Origin of the sequence: Sorangium sp. So ce381, assembly GCF_051473845.1 — a bacterium.
Taxonomy (GTDB): domain Bacteria; phylum Myxococcota_A; class Polyangia; order Polyangiales; family Polyangiaceae; genus Sorangium; species Sorangium atrum.
Genome location: NZ_CP150336.1, coordinates 10652116 through 10672446 on the forward strand (window position 1 = coordinate 10652116; position 20331 = coordinate 10672446).

Annotated in this window: 21 protein-coding genes and 1 pseudogene; 12 read left to right on the plus strand and 10 right to left on the minus strand. The window is 69.2% G+C overall.

What is annotated here, in order from left to right; all coding sequences use genetic code 11:
- Positions 1-10: 10 nt before the first annotated feature.
- On the minus strand, positions 11-685 hold the full coding sequence (locus tag WMF29_RS39920) for an HAD hydrolase-like protein (protein WP_437325322.1): 675 nt from the start codon (positions 683-685) through the stop codon (positions 11-13).
- 379 nt (positions 686-1064) lie between these two features.
- On the opposite strand from WMF29_RS39920, the gene WMF29_RS39925 reads away from it, so the two are divergent.
- Entirely contained in the window at positions 1065-1922 is an 858-nt protein-coding gene (locus tag WMF29_RS39925; protein WP_437325323.1) for a hypothetical protein, read from the plus strand.
- 92 nt (positions 1923-2014) lie between these two features.
- Positions 2015-3028, plus strand: a complete 1014-nt coding sequence (locus WMF29_RS39930; RefSeq protein WP_437325324.1) for a formylglycine-generating enzyme family protein — start codon at positions 2015-2017, stop codon at positions 3026-3028.
- Between the two features lie 80 nt (positions 3029-3108).
- Here the strand turns inward: WMF29_RS39930 and WMF29_RS39935 are convergent, their stop codons facing one another.
- Positions 3109-3774, minus strand: a complete 666-nt coding sequence (locus WMF29_RS39935) for a TetR/AcrR family transcriptional regulator (protein WP_437325325.1) — start codon at positions 3772-3774, stop codon at positions 3109-3111.
- A gap of 209 nt (positions 3775-3983) precedes the next feature.
- Between WMF29_RS39935 and WMF29_RS39940 the strand changes: the two genes are divergently transcribed.
- The 3 genes from WMF29_RS39940 (at position 3984) to WMF29_RS39950 (ending at position 7846) form a co-directional block, all read left to right on the plus strand.
- Positions 3984-5201: an FAD-dependent monooxygenase gene (locus WMF29_RS39940; RefSeq protein ID WP_437325326.1), complete on the plus strand. Its 1218-nt coding sequence runs from the start codon at positions 3984-3986 to the stop codon at positions 5199-5201.
- Positions 5202-5289: 88 nt separating this feature from the next.
- Complete coding sequence (locus WMF29_RS39945; RefSeq protein ID WP_437325327.1) at positions 5290-5670, plus strand: BlaI/MecI/CopY family transcriptional regulator; 381 nt, start codon at positions 5290-5292, stop codon at positions 5668-5670.
- Between the two features lies 1 nt (position 5671).
- Positions 5672-7846 carry a penicillin-binding transpeptidase domain-containing protein gene (locus tag WMF29_RS39950; protein WP_437325328.1) on the plus strand — a complete coding sequence of 725 codons (2175 nt, stop codon included), beginning with the start codon at positions 5672-5674 and terminating at the stop codon, positions 7844-7846.
- 48 nt (positions 7847-7894) lie between these two features.
- Here WMF29_RS39950 and WMF29_RS39955 read toward each other — a convergent pair whose 3' ends face one another.
- On the minus strand, positions 7895-9088 hold the full coding sequence (locus tag WMF29_RS39955; RefSeq protein WP_437325329.1) for an FAD-dependent oxidoreductase: 1194 nt from the start codon (positions 9086-9088) through the stop codon (positions 7895-7897).
- A gap of 90 nt (positions 9089-9178) precedes the next feature.
- Between WMF29_RS39955 and WMF29_RS39960 the strand changes: the two genes are divergently transcribed.
- Complete coding sequence (locus WMF29_RS39960; protein WP_437325330.1) at positions 9179-10186, plus strand: LysR family transcriptional regulator; 1008 nt, start codon at positions 9179-9181, stop codon at positions 10184-10186.
- 27 nt (positions 10187-10213) lie between these two features.
- On the opposite strand, the gene WMF29_RS39965 is transcribed toward WMF29_RS39960, so the two are convergent.
- The gene (locus WMF29_RS39965; protein WP_437325331.1) at positions 10214-11191 is read right to left on the minus strand and encodes an endo alpha-1,4 polygalactosaminidase; all 978 of its coding nucleotides are present in this window, start codon (positions 11189-11191) and stop codon (positions 10214-10216) included.
- A 419-nt stretch (positions 11192-11610) separates the two neighbouring features.
- On the opposite strand from WMF29_RS39965, the gene WMF29_RS39970 reads away from it, so the two are divergent.
- Positions 11611-12357: a hypothetical protein gene (locus WMF29_RS39970; RefSeq protein WP_437325332.1), complete on the plus strand. Its 747-nt coding sequence runs from the start codon at positions 11611-11613 to the stop codon at positions 12355-12357.
- On the plus strand, positions 12357-13115 hold the full coding sequence (locus WMF29_RS39975; RefSeq protein WP_437325333.1) for a nucleotidyltransferase domain-containing protein: 759 nt from the start codon (positions 12357-12359) through the stop codon (positions 13113-13115). The genes WMF29_RS39970 and WMF29_RS39975 overlap by 1 nt, the downstream gene beginning before the upstream one ends.
- Positions 13116-13240: 125 nt before the next feature.
- Here the strand turns inward: WMF29_RS39975 and WMF29_RS39980 are convergent, their stop codons facing one another.
- Positions 13241-14050 (minus strand): SDR family oxidoreductase, encoded by an 810-nt coding sequence (locus tag WMF29_RS39980; RefSeq protein ID WP_437325334.1) that lies wholly within the window; start codon positions 14048-14050, stop codon positions 13241-13243.
- 83 nt (positions 14051-14133) lie between these two features.
- Here WMF29_RS39980 and WMF29_RS39985 point away from each other — a divergent pair, with 83 nt between their 5' ends.
- Together WMF29_RS39985 and WMF29_RS39990 are read left to right on the plus strand one after the other, a co-directional pair.
- On the plus strand, positions 14134-14529 hold the full coding sequence (locus tag WMF29_RS39985) for a winged helix-turn-helix transcriptional regulator (RefSeq protein WP_437325335.1): 396 nt from the start codon (positions 14134-14136) through the stop codon (positions 14527-14529).
- A gap of 120 nt (positions 14530-14649) precedes the next feature.
- Positions 14650-15447: an alpha/beta fold hydrolase gene (locus WMF29_RS39990; protein ID WP_437325336.1), complete on the plus strand. Its 798-nt coding sequence runs from the start codon at positions 14650-14652 to the stop codon at positions 15445-15447.
- Between the two features lie 9 nt (positions 15448-15456).
- Here WMF29_RS39990 and WMF29_RS39995 read toward each other — a convergent pair whose 3' ends face one another.
- From WMF29_RS39995 to WMF29_RS40015, 5 genes and pseudogenes are all read right to left on the minus strand, one after another.
- Positions 15457-16680 (minus strand): MFS transporter, encoded by a 1224-nt coding sequence (locus tag WMF29_RS39995; protein ID WP_437325337.1) that lies wholly within the window; start codon positions 16678-16680, stop codon positions 15457-15459.
- Complete coding sequence (locus WMF29_RS40000) at positions 16680-16982, minus strand: hypothetical protein (protein ID WP_437325338.1); 303 nt, start codon at positions 16980-16982, stop codon at positions 16680-16682. Before WMF29_RS40000 ends, WMF29_RS39995 begins: the two co-directional genes overlap by 1 nt.
- Before the next feature lie 49 nt (positions 16983-17031).
- Entirely contained in the window at positions 17032-17652 is a 621-nt protein-coding gene (locus WMF29_RS40005; RefSeq protein WP_437325339.1) for a glutathione S-transferase family protein, read from the minus strand.
- Between the two features lie 112 nt (positions 17653-17764).
- Positions 17765-18166: a VOC family protein gene (locus WMF29_RS40010; protein ID WP_437325340.1), complete on the minus strand. Its 402-nt coding sequence runs from the start codon at positions 18164-18166 to the stop codon at positions 17765-17767.
- A 148-nt stretch (positions 18167-18314) separates the two neighbouring features.
- Positions 18315-18536 (minus strand): annotated as a pseudogene (locus WMF29_RS40015) (JAB domain-containing protein); the annotation flags it as partial.
- 208 nt (positions 18537-18744) lie between these two features.
- Between WMF29_RS40015 and WMF29_RS40020 the strand changes: the two are divergent.
- On the plus strand, positions 18745-19467 hold the full coding sequence (locus WMF29_RS40020) for a hypothetical protein (protein ID WP_437325341.1): 723 nt from the start codon (positions 18745-18747) through the stop codon (positions 19465-19467).
- Positions 19468-19481: 14 nt separating this feature from the next.
- Positions 19482-20306, plus strand: a complete 825-nt coding sequence (locus WMF29_RS40025; protein WP_437325342.1) for a hypothetical protein — start codon at positions 19482-19484, stop codon at positions 20304-20306.
- Positions 20307-20331: the final 25 nt, after the last annotated feature.

The window sequence follows — 20331 nt, forward strand, 5'->3', positions numbered from 1 at the left end:
AGCCGCGGACTCATCGAGCCGCTCGGCCTCGGGTCTCCCTCAACCCACGCACCGTCAGCACCAGCTCCTCCAGCGTGTCGACGATGCGGTCGGCGCCCGCAGCCTCCAGCTCCGCGCGCGACCCATAACCCCACGTCACCCCGATCGCCACGAGGCCGTGCGCCTTGGCGCCGAGGACATCGTGTTCGCGGTCGCCGATCATGCAGACGTCGGCGGGGGTGAGCGACTCGCGCTCGAGCGCGTGCGCGATGAGCTCGGCCTTGGTCGAGCGCTCGCCGGACAGCTCGGCGCCGTAGACGCGGGGCACGTGCGACCGAAGGCCGAAGTGGTCGATGATGCGCTCGGCATAGACGGCCGCCTTGCTGGTGACGAGGCAGAGGCCGTGGCCCGCCTGGCAGAGCTGCGCGAGCGCCTCTGGCACACCGGGATACACGCTGTTCTCGAACAGGCCGAGCGTGCCGAAGCGCTCGCGATAGACGCGCACGGCCTCCTCGATGCGGACGCTGTCGCGCGTCGCCAGGATCTCGGCGAACGCCTCGCGCAGCGGCGGACCGATGAAGCGGCGCACCTCGGCGAGGCTGAGCGAGCCGTGCCCGAGCACATGGGCCGCGTGCACGAAGCAAGCAGCGATGCCAGGGGCCGGATCCGTCAAGGTGCCGTCGAGATCCAGAAACAACGTGCGCATGGCGGCGCACGTAGGGCACCGAGGGGGGCGGCGGCAAGGGTCGCGAGGAGGAGCACGGGCGACGCGTCGGAGCCCGCGCGTCCGGCGCGCCCCGCGAAGCCGCTGCGATGCGGTCCCCTGCGCCGGCAGTCGACGAGCGGGGGATGACAGATCTGTCCAAGGGGGGCGACGACGATCTAGCCGTCTATTCGAGGGGATCGCAGCGGCAATAGAACAAGGACGGTCGGACGCGAGCCGAGAGCCCGCGCAGGTCCTGACCGATGCCCCCTAACCGAAGGTGACGACGATGAATTATCCTGCTCTTTCCTCCCGATTGGTGGTCCGCTGCGCTCTTGGGATGGCCGTGCTCTGCCTCGGAGCTTGCAGCTCAGAGAGTGACATGAACGACGGTTCGGAGTCGGAGAGCGCCGCAACCGGAGGGACGACGAGCACCAGCGGTTCCACGACCGGAAGCTCGACGAGCGCTGGGACAGGTGCTGGAACCTCCAGCTCCGTCGGGGTGACCACCGGGACGACCGGAGCGGGAGGAGCCCCGAGCGGCGGCACCGGCGGCGCATCCGGCACCGGCGGAGGTGGCACCGGCGGCGCAGATCCGAGCGGACCGGCGTCGGTGGGCAGCACGAGCACCGGCGGCGATCCCGGGACGGGCGGCGGGGATGACGGCCTGCCTCCAACAGGCAACAACTCGGTTGCGTACACTGGCTGCTCGATGGCCAACAACATCGGCACTGGCTACAAGCGCGTCGGCGGCAAGATCATGTGGAACTCGGACAATTATCAAACGGGCGCCATGGTGGTCCAGAACTGGACCAACCCCAGCAGCTCTTCCTGGCAGCTCTTCGACCAGAAGATGGCGTCGATCGGAGGGAAAGACGTCGTCAAAGCCATCATGGTCCAGATCTGCATCTTGTCCCAGAGGGCGACCGACAAGGAGCTCCGTGACATGGTCAACGCGGCGCGCCAGCACGTCAACCCGGGCACGCACATCTACATCGTGGGTCAGCCGGTCTACAACGCGGGACACGATTGCTTCATCGCGGGGACGGGCGGCGCCGACTGGACCGACATGAAGGCGCAAGAGCTGGCCAAGGACCCGACCATCAACGAGAACATGAGCTACCTCGGGAAGTTCATCCTCAACAACGACGCGGGCGAGGTCAGCGACGGCTGCCACGCCAGCAGCCCGAAGGGCGAGAACGTGCTGGGAGAGCAGGCGAAGGCGTTCTTCGGGGGCTGATCGGGGCGCAGGCCCAACGAGACCGAGCTGCGATGTCGACGGGCGCGCGCCACGCGTGGTGGCGCGCGCTGCGGCGGCGGAACCGGTGACCTATGATTTCGCTTGCCCCTCCTTACCACGCCGTCTGCATCGCGTTGTTCGGGCTGCTGCTCTCGGCAGGTTGCACCTGCGGGCACGAGGAGAGGACCGCGGCGGACGAGGCGATCGCGAAGGACCGAAGCAGCGGCCGCGCGGGCGCCTGGGCTGGAACGGCGCCAAGTTGCGCCGGGCTGCCGGCGACCTGCGGGCCCTCGGGGAACGAGGACTGCTGCGAGAGCTTGCTGGTCCCCGGCGGAACTTTCGCTCGAAGCTACGACGGCGTGGACTATCTGGACCGGAGCTACCCGGCGACGGTGAGCGACTTCTACCTCGACAAGTACGAGATCACCGTGGGTCGGTTCCGGGGGTTCGTGAACGCAGGCATGGGCACGCAGGCCAGCCCGCCTGCGGATGGCGCGGGCGCACATCCAAAGATCCCAGGCTCTGGCTGGAGCTCGGCGTGGAACACCAAGTTGCCGCCGAACACGGCCGCCCTAAGAAACGCCCTGGATTGCTTTGTCCATAGGAGCTGGACGGACACGGCGGGGAGCGACGAAGATAAGCCGATCAACTGCCTGGACTGGTACGCGGCGTTCGCGTTCTGTGCGTGGGACGGGGGACGGCTGGCGACAGAGGCGGAGTGGAACTACGCGGCCTCCGGGGGCAGCGAGCACAGGTACTATCCGTGGTCGAAGCCAGCGACCTCCACGGCGATCGATGACAGCTACGCGGTCTACTGCGGCGGCACCTGCAGCCTGCAGAACGTCGGATCGAAGTCGCCCAGAGGCGACGGGAGGTGGGGGCAGTCCGACCTCGGCGGGAACGCGTGGGAATGGACGTTGGACTGGGACCCGGTCCAGTACCCGATGCCATGTCATGACTGCGCCGCCGTGACAGCTGGCTCCTACCGGGCCTTCCGGAGCGGCAGCAACGACGACCTCGCCCCGACCCTTCGGTCAGCCACCCGCCACGTCTACTACCCCGAGCTCCGAGGCAACATCGGGTCGCGTTGCGCCAGAACCCCTTAGCCTGTCGGTCACCGGCACGCCATGTCACGGTCGCCATCACGCTCTGGCCATGACGCCGCACACCGCCGCGGCCGCCTGCGCTACGCGAGGGGTCGAGGCTGGGCCGGGCGGCTGGGCGCGTAGGCTCGAAGGAATGCGCGCACCCCCTCGACGAGGACCTCTCGCATGCGGGCGTCATTCGGGGCGATCGCCGGTCCGAACCCGCTGGCGGCGAGCATGAAGGTCAGCGCGATGAAATGATCGGCCGCCTGCCGGGGGTTCGGCGCGTCGAGCAGCCCTGCACGCGCAAATTCGGCGAACCGCTCCGCGATCGCCTCTTCCGGAGCGTTCATCATCCAGTGGTCGCGACCGCGCAGCTGGGACAGCTGAGCGGACTCCATCGTCACCAGCCGCAGGAGGGCAAGGTAGTCCACCGAGCCGAGCATCTCGGTCACGACCCGCGCCGAGAAGGTGATCAAGGCGTCCTCCAGGTCCGTCACGTGCGTCAAGGTGTCCTCGATGGCCCGCCGGATCGCCGCCATGAGCAGATCACCCGTGGACTCGACGACGGCCAGCAAGAGAGCCTGTTTGTCGCCGAAATAGTCATACACCGTCCTCTTGGAGACGCCTGCGCGAGCGGCGACGGCATCGACGCTCGAGCGGTCGAACCCGTCGGCCAGGAACAACTCCCGGGCCGCCACGAGGATGGCGGATCGCTTTTGCGCGGACCCTTCACGAAGAGCCTTTTGTGCGCCGGTGGAGGACATGCACCTCCAGGTATAGCCCATTTCGGCCTCTTTTTGCCCTGGCCTTTGTACACTACACGGTGTAGTGTAGTCGACGTCAGAGCTCCCTGGGCCGAGTGGATCGCGGTCGGCAGCTGCTTGCCCTGCCTCGTGGCGGCGGGCGGGTCGCGCCGATCTCTCGCGGATGCGCCCTCCGCCGCTGCGAGCTCACACCGAAGGAAGGCGGACACATGGCGACTTCGCGGAACAAGAAGATCCTGATCTCCGGCGCGAGCATCGCCGGCCCCGTGCTCGCATACTGGCTTCACAGGTACGGCTTCCAGGTCACGGTGGTGGAGAAGGCCGGCGCTGTGCGAAGCGGCGGCTACCCCATCGACATCCGGGGCACCGCGATCGACGTCGTGAAGCGCATGGGCGTGCTCTCGCGCATCGCAGCCGCGCACATCGACTCACGCAAAATCACGTTCGTCGACGGCGACGGCGCGCTCCTCGGGTCGATCCGGCCCGAGGCGCTCACCGGCGGCAAGGAAGGCCGGGATCTGGAGCTGCCTCGCGGAGAGCTCACGACGGTGCTCTACGACGCCGTCCGAGATGACGTCGAGTTCCGCTTCGGCGACTCCATCACCGCCTTGAACGAGCACGGCGGCGGCGTCGATGTGCGCTTCCAGAGCGGCCTGCAACGCCCCTTCGACCTGGTCATCGGCGCTGACGGATTGCATTCGAACACACGGCGGCTCGCCTTCGGGCCCGAGGCGCAGTACCACCGTTACCTCGGCTACTGCTTCGCAGGTTTCACCATCCCCAACACCCTCGGGTTCTCTCACGAGGCGTTCATCAGCAACACGCCCGGGAAGGCGGCCGTGCTGTTCGCGGCCGGCGACAGCGATCGCCTGCACGCCTTCCTGACCTTCGCCCGTCCCCAGCCTCCCTTCTCGGAGTTCGCCGACATCGAGGCGCAGCGGAGGTTGACCGCCAGTGTCTTCGCCGGCGCCCGCTGGGAAGTACCGCGGATGCTCGCCGCTCTGCAGGAGGCCACCGATGTCTTCTTCGACGTCGTCAGCCAGATCCACATGCCTCGATGGTCGAAGGGAAGGGTCGCCCTCGTGGGAGACGCGGCCCACGCTCCGTCGTTCTTGTCGGGCCAAGGGACGAGCACCGCCATGGTCGGCGCCTATGTCCTGGCGGGGGAGCTGGCGACCCATTCCGACTTCACCGCCGCCTTCGCCTCGTACGAGCGCGTCATGAGGCCGTTCGTCGAGGTGAACCAGGCGCTCGCCGGCGGCGGCGCGGCCAGCCTGATCCCCGCCACATCGCGAGCGCTGTGGATCCGGAATCAAGCGCTCCGGGTGACACCCTGGCTGGCGCGCACGGGGCTCGCCGGTCGCAAGGGCCGGAGGGCCTCGACGGCGCTCACCCTCCCCCTCTATGGCGTCCAGGCCAGCGGATAGCCCGCGAGTCGCCGAGCGGAACGCTGGTGCTAAGAATTTAGCACGCGATGCTTGCTAATTTTTTAGCACCGGGCTACGGATGGACGCCATGCCGAAGCCGCCGCTCACGCGCCGAGAGCGCGAGATCATGGAGATTTTGTACCGCCTGCGCCGCGCGACCGCCCACGAGGTGAAGGACAACCTCGCGGATCCGCCGAGCTACTCCGCGGTCCGCGCGCTGCTGCGCCTGCTGGAGGAGCGCGGGCACGTCAAGCACGTCGAGGAAGGGCAACGCTACGTCTACACGCCGGTCGCGGCCCCGAGCGAGGCTCGCAGGAGCGCGCTGGCGCAGGTCGTGCGGACGTTTTTTGGAGGCTCGGTCGAGCAAGCGGTCACCGCGCTGGTCGACACGTCGAAGTCCAAGTTATCGCGGGAAGAGCTGGATCGCATCGCCCAGGTGATCGAGCGCGCCAAGAAGGAAGGGGGTTGAGATGAGCCCGATCGAGATGAGTCCGCTGCCGTTCCTCGTCGATGCCGCGCGAGGCGCCGTGCTCCTCGGGCTCGCCCTCGCGGTGATGCCGCTGCTCCGCCGCGCGCCGGCCTCCACACGCCGGCTCGTGCTGGTGCTCGGGCTCGCGGCCGCGGCCCTGGTGCCGGTCGCCTCGCGGCTCGTTCCGGCGTGGCGGGTGCTGCCAGTGGCCGAGCTTGGCGCCGCGGACGCGAGTAGACCCTTCGCCGAGCCCATCGGGGATGCCATTGCCCCGCCCTCCGTCGAGCCTGTCTCCCACGCCGTGGTGCAGGCTCCGTCCACGCAGGTCGCCCTGGCAAAGCAGTCCTTTCCGTGGGGCCCGGTGCTCCTTGCCGTGTGGGCGCTCGGGGCGTCTGCGGTGCTCGCTCGCCTCGCCCATGGCCTCGCCAAGGCGCGTGGGATCGCCCGGCGCGCAACCCCGCTCTCGTTGCCCGGGATCACGGCGACCCTCGGCGAGGCGCGCATGAAGGCCCGCGTTTGCGTCAGCTCCGAGATCGATGTGCCGGCGGTGACCGGGGTCTTTTCGGCGGTGGTGCTGGTGCCGCGGGAGGCGCTCGAGTGGAGCCAGGCGCGCTGGCGGGCCGTGCTGCTGCACGAGCTGGCGCACGTCCGGCAGCGCGATTGTCTTGCCCAGATCGTGGGGCAGCTCGCCTGTGCAATGCACTGGTTCAACCCGCTTGTGTGGCTCGCGGCGCGCAGGCTTCGCATGGAGCGCGAGCTCTCGGCGGACGAGCGGGTCCTGGCGAGCGGGACGCGGCCGACCGAATATGCCGAGCACCTGCTGGCCATTGCGACGAGCGCCGCGCGGCTCCGTGAGGTGCCGCCGGGCGGGGCGCTCGGGATGGCGGAGCCCTCGCAGCTCTTTGCGCGGGTCGAGGCCATCGTGCGACCGCACGCCGGGTCTCTGCGCACGTCGGCGGCGCGGGGCGTTGCCATCACCGCGTCGGCGGCGGCGCTGCTCGGGGTGGTGGCGTGCGTCACCGCCGGCAAGGAAGGACCTGTCGCGGCCGTGGCGGCCAATCCGTCCGGGAGCTCGGCGTCGGTCGCTTCTGCACCGGCGGGCGCGTCCATTCCCACCTCTGCCTCCGCCGTTGCTGTCGCCACGCCGGCCTCTCTGGCCGATCTGACCGCGGAGGTCGCCTCCGTGCTGGGCGCCCCGGCCGATCGCCTGGAGCTCACGATCGATCGCGACATCCAAACGATCGTCGATGAAGAGCTGAAGCGGATGGAGGACGAATGGCACCCTGTCGCCGCCACCGCGATCGTGCTCGATCCAAGAACCGGCGAGGTGCTGGCCATCCATGATCCGCGCACCGCCGCGGCGCCGCGCGTGAGCGGCTCGACCATGAAGTCGCTCACCATCGCGGCCGCTCTCGACGAGGGGGCCATCGCGGTGACCGACAGGTTCTTCTGCGACAAGGGAGCGCGGAGCTATGGCAAGGAGATCCTCCGCGACGCGAGCCCGAACGAGTGGCTCGCGGTGCCGCAGATCCTCGCGCTCTCGTCGAACATCGGGGCCTCGCGGATCTTCGACAAGCTGGGCGGCGAGGCGCTCGGGCGCTGGCTCCGGCGCTTTCATCTCGGCGAGGCGATGCGCATCCAGCTCCGCGGCGCGCCCGTCGGCGAGGTCCCTCCGGTCATCGCGGACGGCTCGCTCCGCGGCGGGGCCCTGGCATCGGGCCATGGCGGCGCGATGGCCAGCCCGCTGCAGATGGCCGCCGCTTACGCCGCGATCGCCAATGACGGCGTGTTCAATGCGCCGACGCTCGCCCGGCGCGCGCGGGGCGCGGACGGCAGCGTCCGCTTCGAGCACCACCCGGAGAACGAGCGCGTGCTCCGCCCGGAGACGGCGCGGGCGGTGATGGGCATGCTGGAGCGCGCCGTGAGCGACGAGCAGGCGACGGGCAAAGCGGCGCGTGTGCAAGGGGTGCGGGTCGCCGGGAAGACCGGCACCACGGACGAGGAATCGGCGACGGGCGAGCCGCGTGCTTACGCGAGCTTCATCGGGGTCGCGCCGGCCGAGCAGCCGCGCTTCGTCATCCTCGTCGGCGCGGTGATCGCCACGGAAAACGCGACGGGCGGCAAGGTGGCGGGGCCGGTGTTCGCGCGCATCACCGCGCGGGCGCTCGGGCGCTGATTCGAGCGCGCCCACGTCGAGGCTCGCGCGCCGCCGCCCTCTCCCCGGCTACGCGATCCGCTCCTCCCAGTCGATCCGGTACGCGTGCGCGCGCTCCTGCGCGGCGGCGCCGATCCGCAAGAACAGCGGCAGCGCCCGGTCGCGCAGCCACCCCGCGACGGGCCCCGAGACCGCCTTGCGGCTGCCGTTGCGGCGCGCCTGGCGGACGATCGCCTCGACCCGCGGCCGCCGCAGCCGCTCGAACGCCGCGAACGCTCGCTCCGGCTCAGGCTCGTCCCGCAGGCACCTCGCGAGGAGCATCCCGTCCTCCATGGCCAGCGAGGCGCCCTGGCCGGCGTGCGGCGTCGCCGCGTGCGCCGCGTCCCCGATCAGGCAGACCCGACCGGCGTGCCAGCGCGGCATCGTCAGGATGTCGTGCAGCAGCCACGGACCGAGCACCTCGGGCGTCGCGCGCACCACGTCCGCGATCCAGCCTGGATCGCCCTCGTGGAGCGCGAGGATGCGCTCGCGGAGCGGCCCCGGCGCGGCGGCGCCCTCCGGCGCGGGCTCCCCGCTGTTGTGGAACCACCAGACCTCGCCCTCCGGCGCCGCGAACGCGCCGAAGAACGCGCGCCGGCCAAAGACCATCACGCTCCAGCCAGGCTGGAGCGGCGCGCCGGGGCAGCGCGCGAAGCCGCCGAAATCGACGAGGCCTGTGTAGCCCGGCGCCGGCGCGCCGGGCAGCGCCGCCGCCCGCGTGCGCGATCGGACGCCGTCGCACCCGATGAGCACGTCGCCGCGCGCCTCGCCGCCGCCCTCGAAGCGCGCCACGACCTCGCGCGGATCCGAGCAGTCCACCCCCTCGAGCCGCATGCCGTACCGGATCGCGACGCCCCGCCGGGCCGCCTCCTCCGCGAGCGCCGCGTGCAGCGCGCCGCGCCGGATCATCACGAGCCCCGCGCCGAACCGGCGCGCCGCGTCGCGCTGATCGATCACGCCGATGCCCCGCCCGCGAGCGTTCTCGAACCGGATCCCGTCGCACACCGCGCCCCGCGCCTGCACCGCGCGCGCGACGCCCAGATCTGCGAGCACGTTCATCCCGTTCGGCGCGACGCCCAGGAACGCGCCCTCCTGCTCCAGAGGGGCCGCGCGCGCCTCGAAGATCGTCGCCTCCACGCCGATGCGCTGAAGGAACATCCCGAGCACCGGGCCCGCGATGCCCCCTCCGATGAGCACCACCCGCCGCACACCTCTCTGTGTCATCTCGCCACCTCCAACCTCGATCCCGGGCCAGCATGGGTGGGACTGACGCTCATTGCCAGTGATGATTCGTGATGGTAATCGTCATCGTTCGTGAACTTGTCGACGCTCGATCTCAACCTGCTGCTCGTCCTGCACGCGGTGCTCGAGGAGCGGAGCGCGGCGCGGGCGGCGCGGCGGCTCCGCGTCACGCCGTCGGCCGTGAGCAACTCGCTCGCGCGGCTGCGCGCGCAGCTCGGCGACCCGCTCGTCGTGCGCAGCGGGCGCGGCCTCGTCCCCACGCCCCGCGCGCAGCAGATCGCGCCGCGGCTCCGGGCAGCGTTCGGCGAGATCGCCGGCGCGATCGAGGGGGATCGCGCGTTCGACCCGCGGGCGACCACGCGCGCGTTCACGCTCGCGCTCTCGGACCTCGACCAGATCTGCAGCTTGCCGGCGATCGCGCGCGCGTGCGCGGCCGAGATGCCGCGCGCGACCCTCCGCGTCGTGAGCGTCGACCACCTCGAGGCGACCGGGGGGCTCGGCGGCGGCGACGTCGACGCGACGATCGCGCCCGCGCACCCGCTCCCGCCGGGCCACCACGCCGCGGACCTCTTCGAGCAGGACAGTGTGTTCGTGGTCCGCCGCGGTCACCCGTGCGCCCGCCGCCGGCTCACGCGCGAGGCGTTCAACTCGCTGCGCCACATCGACATCCACATCGCGCTCGGGCGCGGCGGCATCGGCAACCGCGCCGCCGTGGAGGCGCTCGCGGCCCAGGGGCTGCACCGCGAGATCGCCGCCGCCGTCCCGACCTTCTCCGCCGCCGCGGTCATCGCCGCGAACACCGACCTCGTCGCCGCCATGCCGCGCCGCATCGCCGAGGCGCTCGCGCGCCTCGCGCCGCTCACCCTCCTCGAGCCGCCCGTGGCCGCGCTCGTCTTCCGCATGCAGCTCGTCTGGCACGAGCGGACCCACGAGGACGAGGGTGCCCGCTGCTTCCGGGAGCTCGTCATCGCCGCGCTCCGCGACGGCCCGCGGGCGCGCGGCCGCGCGGCGGCGGGCACGAGGAAGAGGCCCAGTGGACCTCGGGATTCGAGGCCTACGCCCCGCTCACCAGCAAGGTGATGATGCGGGTGCGCGGAAGGCCGCGGGTCACCGGCAGGGCCACCGGCCGCCGTCGAGGTCGAGCGGCATCTCCATGCTGTTGAAGCCCCAGGCGTTCGCCTGTTCGCAGAAGAGCGACCTGTCGGTCATGTGACCGGAGAACGGATCGTCGTACTCCACCTCGAACACGGCCTTGCCGTTCGCCAGGAAGGAATCGACGAGGATCTCGCACTCTTCATACTCGAAGCACTGCTCGTTCAGCGTCCAGTCGAAGTGGGGCCACAGGTCCTCCGCCTGCTCGATGTCGCCCTTGAGCCCCACGGACATGCCCATCTCGTGGGCGAGATCCGCGATGAACACGTTGTAGGCGATCTGGTCTTCATAGGTGAGGGGGAACCCGGAGTCGTTGGCGTAACCGTCGACCTCGTCGGGCTCGATGGCGTCAAAGCCCTTGTCCTTGCAGACCTGGAACCGAGCCTGCATGATCGGCCCGAGGACATCGATCTGCCGGATGTCGAGCCAGAACGAGCCCTCCCAGTGGTAGTCCGGGTTGCCTTTGACCGACTCCGGGAAGTCGCCGGCGTCTGGCCGGTAGTCCTCGAACGCGCCGACGTCGACGTAGCAGATGACCTTGGCGCCCATCGCGTGGAGCGCGGCCACCGTCTCGGCCGGCGTGTACTCCCAGTCGATGTCGTAGACCGTGGGAGGCGGCGACTCGATGGGCGCTCCCGTGGGATCGACAAGGCCCATGTCCCTGGGGTCGTCCAGGTCCAGGGGGTGGTCGATCATCCAGTGCCACGACGTCTCGAGCGCCGGGATCCAGATGCCGGGCTCCCCGCCTGCGGACGTCGACGAGGTCGACGTCGATGAGGTGGACGTCGACGCCTGCGTGCTCGAGCTGTCGGGCGGGTCCGGGCGCGAGCCCCCTGCCCCGCCCGGATCCACGCCGGCGTCGCCGCACGCGGCGTGCAGTGCCGCGAGGACGAAGATCAACGACTTGAACACCGTGGGCCTCGATCGATTCATGATGGCGCTCCTCCATCGCTCCGGAGCTCGCCGCCCCGGCTGGGCGCGGCGATGTTCACCCGGCATGCTGCGTCCAGGGGTGTCCTGTGCTTCCGGGTCATCTCCGCCTGGTCAAGAAAGTTGCCAGTGGACGAACCTTGAGCTCGTGAAGCTTCGCAGGCATCGCTTCCACCGATCGATGTCACGCCAGGCTACAGGCAAACCATGCTGGGTCAAGCTCTCCAGGACGGAGAGCGCTTCGAAGTCCGCGGTCGCGAGCGACCGAGGGCCCGCTCGCGCCTTCGTCCGGTGTAGAGGTCGCACGGTCCTGCGCTGGTCTCCTTGACAAGGTGGTGCAGCCGTCGGCTACGCTACCTTTCCCCGATGCGGGGCACGAGGGGGTGGGGTCACGGCGGGCTCCCAGGACCGCGAGGCAATCCATGAGCATGTATTACTCTCATCTTCTCGTCCCGCTCGATCCGGGTCTGGTCTTCAAGGCGGAGGCGATCACGGCGTTTCTCGAAGCCGCAATGAGTGCTGGGTTCGTCGGGAAGAACCCCGAGCGGTTTGTGCGGACGGACCCCGAGCCCGTTGGGTCCTTCGTGTTCACCATGTCCCGCGGGATGCCCAAGACCGGCAAGTACCGCGGGCGCAATCCGGGCTCGTGGATGCGTCCCGACTCCGCGGAGGAGCTCTGCCATTCCCTGGAGAATGATGACAACGTTCAAGCCACGATCTGGAGCGAGTTCCGACCGGAGCGACCGCCTCTGCTTGCGCTCGAAGCGCTTCAAGGCGGGGCGCGGTTCGACATGACGCAAGCGCAGTTCGACGACGTCTACTACGTCGCGATCACATGCCATCGCACCCAGGTGCCCGTGTCGATGTCCGCCGACCGCGACTCCGACGATGCGGCGCTCGAATTCGGGGCGCACATGGATCTGGTGGACGTTCCGCCGGTTGCTATCGCCAATTACCCATACAAGGCCGGGCACATGGAGATCGCTGGAATCGCCGCCGCTCGATCATGGGTGAGCATCACCTTTGGCAACTACGTTTTTCCGCCTGCGCGGCTCTTCGAAGACCTGTTCTCGCGCGAGGGAGGTCTTCCATTTGCCGTGCCCGACTTCACGGCGCTCGCGGAGCGATGCCTCGGCTGCGATCTCCGCCAAACGTGCCATTGGTGCTGATGAGCCCCGACGAACTCGCCACGTGCAGCTGGCCCGACCTCCCGCCGAGGTATGCGACAGCGCTCCGCGCGGTCGTCGCGTTTGTATTCGAGACCTTCCAGCCGCGGGCGATCGTCACCGCGGGGTCGGTCGTCCGCGGCGCGGGTGATCGAACCAGCGATCTCGACATCTTCGTTATACAGGAGCGTCCGTACAAGCAGCGTCTACAGCGGTGGTTCGGCGACGTTCCGGTCGAGATCTTCGTCAACCCAGCGCGCGCAATTCGAGCGTACTTCGCCAGCGAGCATGAGCGCGGTCGCCCCTCCGCGGCGCACATGATTGCCACCGGCTTCCCCGTGTTCGGCGGCCAGGCGATCGAGGGCCTGCGGGAGGAGGCCGCCGAGTGGCTGAAGAAGCGCGCCGTGCTCGCTCCGGATGAGGACGCGTTCGCTCGTTATGCAGCGGCGACACTCCTGGAGGACGGCGAGGACATCGTGGAGCGCGATCCCGCCATGGCCAGCGCGCTGCTCGGTGAGGCGGTCATGGCGATGCTCCGGTACCACCTCCGCGCCGAGCGCGGGACTGTGCCAGGGGACAAGAGCCTGCTGCTCGAGGTCGAACGCAGCGACCATGAAATCGCCGAGGCGGCGCGTCGCTTCTTCGGGGTCTCCACGATCGAGGAGCGCCAGCTCGCAGCGCGAGCGCTGGCTGACCGCACCATCCGTGCACGGGGCTTCTTCGAGTGGGACTCCGAAAGGATCCCCGTGCCGGACGACTGACACGGAGCGCCGCTCAACGAGGGCTTGCGGACCGAAGCGCGGGTGCGCTGCGCACACCGACACGCGGCAGAAGCCGAGGCGTTCGGCGGGCGGGCGTTGCGCCAAGGTGAGTCCGGTATTTGCCGTCAAACGGTGGGCACAGTGCCCCCGTCGATCAGGTACTCGCTCCCATGGATGGACGCCGCCCTGTCGGAGGCAAGGAACGCGACGAGCTCCGCGACTTCTTCGGGCCATGCGGGACGCCCGATGGGGATACCACCGAGCGCGTTCATGATGCCCTGACGGGCCGTGTCTTCATCCGTACCGGCGTTGTCGGCAAGGCGCTTCACCAGGGCGTCGGCTGCCGTCGTGCGGATCCATCCCGGGGCGATCGAGTTCACGCGGACGCCCTTCGGTCCCAGCTCCTTGGAGAGCGCCTTGCTGTACGTGGACAACGCGGCTTTCGCGGACGCGTACGCGATCGTCGCGTCGTGGAGCGGGAGCCGGCGCTGGATGGACGAAACGTGGAGGACGACCCCCGCGCCTCGCGCGATCATGTTCGGGAGGAGCGCGCGATCGAGACGCACGGCGGCCATGAGGTTGAGCGACAGCTCGTCGCTCCAGATGTCCTCGGTGAGCGACGCGAAGCCGCCGCCCGGCGCAGAGGAGCCGCCGACGGTGTGGACCAGGATGTCGATCCCGCCAAGCTCGCCCAGGACCGTGCGGACGACGGCGTCCACACCCGCTACCGTGGCAAGATCGGCCTGTACGAAGACGTTCGGCGACTGGCCTGCCGGGAGCGCAGAACGCGCCGTGGTCGCGGTCACGGCGCCCCCTGCGCCGAGGCGGCGGACGATGGCCTCGCCCGCCCCCTTGGTGCCGCCTGTGACGAGCACGCGCTTGCCGGCGAACTCCTCCGGATCGATCGAGAATTTTCGGGGCGTGTTCACTTGCATGGGCGATGGTTCCTCCTGGGGGACGATGACCCGAGGCCCAGCACGTGGACCCCTCACACGCAAAGTTGGGCTAGGCTCATCGGGTGGCAAGAACGCACAAAAAGGTGGGGTACGCACCCGAAGGTGAGTATGACGAGCCGGCCACCCCCGAGATCGCCGCCGAGCGTGTCGAGCAGGCCCTCCAGCTCGTCAAGGGGCGCTGGAAGCTGGTGATCCTGTTCCGCCTCTTCGGAGGGAAGGTGCAGCGCTTCTCGGAGCTCGAACGCTCCATCCCTGGCGTCTCGCAGAAGATGCTGATCCAGCAGCTCCGGGAGATGGAGCGGGACGGGATGGTCTGGCGCGTCACGCACCCCGAGGTGCCGCCCCGGGTCGAGTACGGGCTCACCGAGTGGGGACAAGCGCTCTGCCCGGCGCTCGACGCGCTGCTGCGATGGGCAGCCAAGCGCAGCGCATCCTCTCCCGTCGATGCGCGTTCGTGATGGCCGCCCCGGTGGAGCGCAACGGCCGGCGCTCGACCTGTGTTCGACATCAAGGGCAACAATCTTGGACCTGAACCATTTCATCCCACTTGCGAAGCTGCGGCAGGCAGGAACAGCCCCATGACGACCTGGATCAGCGGAGTCTGCGAAACGAACGGCATCAACATCCACTATCTCCGAACCGGAGGCGCCAAGGTTCCCGTCGTCCTGCTCCATGGATTGATGGGGAGCGGCGCCTGCTGGACTCCCCTGGCGCGGGCGCTCGAAGGTGAGTTCGACGTCGTCATGCCCGACGCCCGAGGGCACGGCGGTTCGAGCGCGCCGCACCACGGATACCGGTACGACGATCACGCGAGCGACGTCGTGGGCCTCATCCGCGGCCTGGAGCTCTCCCGTCCGGTTCTGCTTGGCCACTCGATGGGCGGCATGACCGCCGCGGTGGTGGCGAGTCGAGGGGCGGGGATCCTCCGCGGCCTCATCCTTGTCGACCCGACGTTCTTGAGCCCCGAGCGCCAACGCGAGGTGTACGACAGCGACGTCGCCGATCAACACCGCCAGGTCCTCGGCTTGCAGAAGTCTGACCTCGTTGCGAAGGCCCGAGCCCGAGACCCGCGTCGCTCGCCCGAGATCATCGAGCTGCAAGCCGAGGCGAGGCTAAAGACCCGCATGGAAGCGTTCGACGTTCTCACGCCGCCCAACCCCGCGTATCGCGAGGTGGTGAGCGCGATCGACGTCCCGAGCCTGCTCGTCATCGGTGACGACAGCCCCGTCGTCACGCTCGAGATGGCGACGGAGCTGCGGAGCCTCAACCCACGCGTACGGATCGAGCAGGTACAGGACGCCGGCCACGGCCTTCCATTTCAACAACCCGAGCGCCTGGGAGAGGTGGTGCTGTCGTTCTTGCGTGAGCTGGCGTAGCTGCTGCGGTCACTCCGGCTCGCCCTCGGCGAGCGCGACCGGCTGGTGGTTCTCGGTCAGCACGCCGCGCCCGTGCCACACCATCAGCACCGCATAGAGCGCCGCGAGCACGCGAAAGCCGCTGAACAGGCCGAAGCGCTGCCCGAGCGAGCCGCCCGCCACCGCGCCGATCAGGCCCCCGGCCGGCCCCGAGAGCGAGAACAGACCGCCCACCCGGCCGCGGCCGAGCTCGGCGGTGAGCGCCGCGAAGCGATTGACGCTCGTGAGGTGCTGCACGCCCAGCCCGAGCCCGAGCAGGACCGCCCCGATCCACAGCGACGCGACGCCGAGGGGGAAAGCGAGCAGGAGCTCGGTCGCGAGCAGCAGCGAGAAGGCGATCGCGTAGCGGGCAGCGTCGCGCAGCGGCGACAGGGCGCCCCCGGCGAGGAGCAAGGTCAGCACGAAGACGGCGCCCTGGAGGGTCACGAGGCTCGCGGCTTGCGGCACCGAGAGGTCGAACTCGCGAATCGCGATCAACACAACGAACACGGCGAAGTAGGACATCGCCATCTGACCGCACAGCTCGATGAGCATGCTCTGGCGCAGCTCGCGGCGAGACAGGATGATCCCGACCTGTCCGCGCAGGCGCTCGAGGAGCGGCGTGGCCGAGCGCCCGCGGCCGGGGGGAGCCCCGGAGAGCACACGATCGCCGACGAAGACCGTCGCCAGCAGCCCGAGTCCGGTCACCACGAACACGCCTGTGTAGCCGAGCAGGCCCAGGAGCTGCGCGCCGAGCATCGGGCCCACGAAGAACATGCCGAGCGAGTGGGACGCGCGCTGCCAGCCTGCCTTGCGCGGGCCGAGGCGAGGAAGCAGGTGAAGGAACTCGGTCTGGGTCGCGACCATGCGAAACGGGTTGAGCAGCCCGAAGAGGACCACGCCGGCGATGAGCTGCCAGGGCCGATCCATGTGGGTGAAGCCGATCAGGTACAGCGCCGCGCCCGCGAGGCCGCCGAAGCGGAACAGCGGCCGGCTGCCGTGGCGGTCGATCAAGCCTCCGACCGGCATCGAGAGCAGCAGCATGCCGGTGAACTGCAGGCCGCCGACCAGGCCGATCTGCCAGGGGGAGGCGTGGAGCGAGGCGGCATACAGCGGCAGGACCACCTTGGCCACGCCGTTGCTCGAGCCCGCGAGCAGCCCGAGCACCATGAAGCCGAGGAGATAACGCTGGGGGAGAGGCGGCGAAGAGGTCATCAGGCGAACCGAGGCGAGCGGCCGATCGATCGGCGCGGTCGTCCGCTGTGCCGAATCGGGTGGCGCTGCCGCGCGGGCGCCCTGCAAACCACGCTCCCGAGCCGGAGCAGGCCCATGGCGACCGCTGGCTGCTGCGCCAGCAGCACATGCGCAGCACGCGCCTGCTGCTGGCGCAGCAGGGAGCATCCGGTACTGCGGAGACACGTCGTCCGGAGCGGAGGTTCGCGCAGCCTGTCGAGGAGCCGGTAGCTCATCCAGTCGGCCTGGGCGTCGGGGTGGCCGCCGCCGCGGCTGGCGCTCATGAAGCTCATGAGATAGCCGCCAGCGCGGCTGAGCGGCCAGGGCGAGACTTCAGCCCGGTCTGACCCGCTTGGCCGCAGGCCGGCTCGTACAGCGGGCGATCCACGCGTTCACGTTCGCGAAAGGCGAGAGGTCCACGCCGAAGCGGGCCAGGAACGGCAGCGCCGTCACGAGCGACACGTCGGCGAGCGAGAACTGGTTGCCCACGAGGTACTCCTTGCCCTCGAGCGCGCGGTCGAGGATCTCGATCCCGTTCGTGAGGTCCTGCTTCGCGCCCTCGGCGACCTTGGGGTTGCGCTCGTCGGCGGGGAAGCGCTCCAGGGTGTTGCGCAGGAGCCGCGTCGTCGCCTCGAACAGCGTGACGTTGCCCCAGGCCATCCACTTGAACGCCTCGGCGCGGTCGGCGATGAGTGCCGGGAAGAGGCCCTTGTCCACGCCGAAGCGCTCGCCGAGGTAGAGCAGGATCGCGAGCCCCTCGAAGATCGGCTTCCCCTCCGCGACCAGCAGCGGGACCTTGCCGTTCGGGTTGAGCGCGAGGTACTCGGGCTTGCGCTGATCTCCCGCCGCGAGGTCGAGCTTGACCTTCTCGTAGGGGACGCCGAGCTCCTCGAGCGCCCAGTGCACCCGGTCTGCGCTCGTCATGGGGGCGTAATAGAATTTGAGGTCGGACATGCGGCGAGCAGAACCCCGCCGCGCGCGGGCCGCAAGCGGGCTTCGTTCGTCGCGCATGACGCCGCCCGCGCCGGGTGTTCGACGCCTTCTCCTCCGCCGAGATCCGTGCGGCCTACTGCGCGGCCTTCGGATCCATCCACAGCACCTCCCAGTGGTGCCCGTCGAGGTCCTCGAAGCTCCGGCTGTACATGAACCCGTGGTCCTGCGGCGGGTCCGGCTCCTTGCCGCCGCCGGCGAGCGCCTTCTCCACCATCGCATCCACCTCGGTGCGGCTCTCGCACGTGATCCCGAAGGCCCCCTCCACGTGCGTCGCGGTGTCGCAGATCTCCCTCTTGGTGAACGTCTTGAAGAACGGCTCGACGAGCAGCATCGCGTAGGCGTGCTCGCCGATGAGCATGCAGGCGGCCTGCTCGCCCGTGAACTTCGGGTTGAACGTGAAGCCGAGGGCCTTGAAGAACGCCGTGGTGCGCTCGAGGTTCTTGATGGGCAGGCTGACGAAGAGCTTGTGGGACATGAGGTTGGCCTCCTTTTGCTCCATGGACGCCTCGCCCGAGGAGAACTCATCGGTCGCTCGAAAAAATTTTCGCGCCCTGCTCCGGCAGCTCCAAGGGCAGGCCAAACGCCGGGAACAGGCGCTCGGGCAGACGGGCGTCGCCGGCGAAGACGACGGCGTAGCGACCGCTGGGCGTGACGATGACGTGGGCCTTGAGCGGGACTTCCAGCTCCGCGGAGAGGTGGCGCAGCTCCAAGGTCGTCGCTTCGTCCTCGCGGGTCGGCGTCGGGTCGCCGCTCGGGTGGTTATGGGCCAGGACGAAGCTGTGGGCGGCGTCGGTCAGCAGCTCGGCCGCCGTCTCGGCGGGGACGTCGAGGGGGCTGCGGCTCATCGGGCTCATCGGGGCCACCTGCGAGAGCGGGTGAGCGCGCGGGCGAAGAGGAGGCGCGCCGTGAGCCGGCTGCGAGCAGCGGGTCGCCCAGAGCTGGCTGCGGCACACCCCTACGGCCTGCTAAGGGGCCCCCCGAGCGGTTCTCTACCTTACTTCCGCGTAGAAAGACATTCCACCGTCGCCTAGCATCAGGGCGCGGAGGCGACTCATGTCGAAGAGCAATCTTCCAGGCAGGCTCGGAGCGCTCCTTGTCTTCGGCATCGTCAGCGCGATCATGATACCGGCATGCACGATCCGAATCGGGAAAGGCGGGGAAAGGGAGGACAACTGGCCCACGCCTGACGAGACGCAGCCCACGCCTGACGAGGCGCAGCCCGCGCCGATGGACGATGGCGTCGAGGGTGGCATGACGTTTACTCCGGAAGAGGAGGCTGCGATCGATGCGGCACGCAGCGCAGACCCAAGGGAACTTGCCTTGGTGAATGCAAGGGCAGCTTATGCAGCTTACGCGCTCTCTGGCCTCACCGAGCTGCAGTTCACCGATCCAGCCGTGGTTGACCAGCAGGCACTTGAACAGTTTATTCATCAGAACACAGAGCTGGCCTGGCAGCTGGCCCAAGAATGGGTCGCATCCATCGACCCGACCTTGCTGTCCACCGGGTACCCGATCAAGGTCGAGTGCATGGATCCACCGCTTCGATGCCAGTCGAGCGTGAAGTGCTCATTCGCCAAGATATGCGTACTGAACGACTGCGGCGATGGTCGTTGCAGGACGTGCCCTGACGTCTGGAACCTTGGCAACCTGATCATCGACGGATGGTGCACTTATACCTGCTACGACGCTGCTGACGTTGTCGGCGCTGCCATCACACTGAAGCCCGCCATCGGAAGCAGCATGGTCCCCTGGATTCAGCTCTGTCGACCGGAGTGATCGAGAGACTCGCCATGAATGCTGATGACGCCTCGAAGCGCGCTGCCAGGGTGGCGCAAGTTGTCTCAGGAGCCCTGAACCTGGCAGGCTTGCTCGCGTCGACGCGCGCAGCGCGCAAAGCCGGCGCGATGCCGTCACGCGAGCACGTCCTGGAGCTCCTGAGCGAGCTCCTGACCGCCATCGGCCAGGGCCCCGAACCAGGGCTCAGCGCCGGTGGGCGGCCGCTGGACATAGCGCCACAGGTAGAAAGACTCCTCGCGTCATGCCAGGGCTGGTCGCCATCGGCGGAGATCCCGTCCGAAATCCAGCGCGCCGCGCGTGACATGCTCGCTGCGTTCGCGGTCCCGGAGCCGCCCGGAGGGTGGGACGGCTGGGAAGGCGCACCGCCTGAAGCGCCGCCTGGCCCGGAAGACCCCGACCCGCGCCTGCCACCGACTGCGGCAGAGCTGGCAGCGATGCCCGATACGATCACCTTCGCCGCAGCCATCGTGTGGTGCGGCTATCTCGCCTCGCCCAAGATGGTCGCGAAGATCCCTCCCGCGGATCTGCGGCGCCCGGCGCTCGCGCATATCGACAGCTTGCTCGCGACCTTCCGGCCTGTTCGCCGGAATCACCCGGAGACCCGCGCATGGTGGCGAGCGCTGCTCGATCGCCTGGAGAGCTTCCGATCGCTCTGCGAGGCATGGGACGGCACCGAAGCACCGTCCATGGGGTTGCAAGAGGCCGCGCGGGCGGTCCTCATGCAACTCAATCACATGTCGAGCTCCGAGGAGCTTGAGGCGCTCGATGAGGAGGTAAACCCTTTTTACCTCCGCTCTCCCAGCCCACGTGACGCGTAGGCTCTACGAGCCGGTGCTACGCGGG

What these genes read in the sequence shown, in the direction of transcription:
- WMF29_RS39995 (WP_437325337.1), bottom strand. Translation starts at nt 16,680, where the DNA reads ATGACCTCTTCGCCGCCTCTCCCCCAGCGTTATCTCCTCGGCTTCATG.
- WMF29_RS40025 (WP_437325342.1), top strand. Translation starts at nt 19,482, where the DNA reads ATGAATGCTGATGACGCCTCGAAGCGCGCTGCCAGGGTGGCGCAAGTT.
- WMF29_RS39955 (WP_437325329.1), bottom strand. Translation starts at nt 9,088, where the DNA reads ATGACACAGAGAGGTGTGCGGCGGGTGGTGCTCATCGGAGGGGGCATC.
- WMF29_RS40020 (WP_437325341.1), top strand. Translation starts at nt 18,745, where the DNA reads ATGTCGAAGAGCAATCTTCCAGGCAGGCTCGGAGCGCTCCTTGTCTTC.
- WMF29_RS40010 (WP_437325340.1), bottom strand. Translation starts at nt 18,166, where the DNA reads ATGTCCCACAAGCTCTTCGTCAGCCTGCCCATCAAGAACCTCGAGCGC.
- WMF29_RS40000 (WP_437325338.1), bottom strand. Translation starts at nt 16,982, where the DNA reads ATGAGCGCCAGCCGCGGCGGCGGCCACCCCGACGCCCAGGCCGACTGG.
- WMF29_RS39920 (WP_437325322.1), bottom strand. Translation starts at nt 685, where the DNA reads ATGCGCACGTTGTTTCTGGATCTCGACGGCACCTTGACGGATCCGGCC.
- WMF29_RS39950 (WP_437325328.1), top strand. Translation starts at nt 5,672, where the DNA reads ATGAGCCCGATCGAGATGAGTCCGCTGCCGTTCCTCGTCGATGCCGCG.
- WMF29_RS39970 (WP_437325332.1), top strand. Translation starts at nt 11,611, where the DNA reads ATGAGCATGTATTACTCTCATCTTCTCGTCCCGCTCGATCCGGGTCTG.
- WMF29_RS39930 (WP_437325324.1), top strand. Translation starts at nt 2,015, where the DNA reads ATGATTTCGCTTGCCCCTCCTTACCACGCCGTCTGCATCGCGTTGTTC.
- WMF29_RS39990 (WP_437325336.1), top strand. Translation starts at nt 14,650, where the DNA reads ATGACGACCTGGATCAGCGGAGTCTGCGAAACGAACGGCATCAACATC.
- WMF29_RS39945 (WP_437325327.1), top strand. Translation starts at nt 5,290, where the DNA reads ATGCCGAAGCCGCCGCTCACGCGCCGAGAGCGCGAGATCATGGAGATT.
- WMF29_RS39965 (WP_437325331.1), bottom strand. Translation starts at nt 11,191, where the DNA reads ATGAATCGATCGAGGCCCACGGTGTTCAAGTCGTTGATCTTCGTCCTC.
- WMF29_RS40005 (WP_437325339.1), bottom strand. Translation starts at nt 17,652, where the DNA reads ATGTCCGACCTCAAATTCTATTACGCCCCCATGACGAGCGCAGACCGG.
- WMF29_RS39925 (WP_437325323.1), top strand. Translation starts at nt 1,065, where the DNA reads ATGAACGACGGTTCGGAGTCGGAGAGCGCCGCAACCGGAGGGACGACG.
- WMF29_RS39975 (WP_437325333.1), top strand. Translation starts at nt 12,357, where the DNA reads ATGAGCCCCGACGAACTCGCCACGTGCAGCTGGCCCGACCTCCCGCCG.
- WMF29_RS39980 (WP_437325334.1), bottom strand. Translation starts at nt 14,050, where the DNA reads ATGCAAGTGAACACGCCCCGAAAATTCTCGATCGATCCGGAGGAGTTC.
- WMF29_RS39940 (WP_437325326.1), top strand. Translation starts at nt 3,984, where the DNA reads ATGGCGACTTCGCGGAACAAGAAGATCCTGATCTCCGGCGCGAGCATC.
- WMF29_RS39935 (WP_437325325.1), bottom strand. Translation starts at nt 3,774, where the DNA reads ATGTCCTCCACCGGCGCACAAAAGGCTCTTCGTGAAGGGTCCGCGCAA.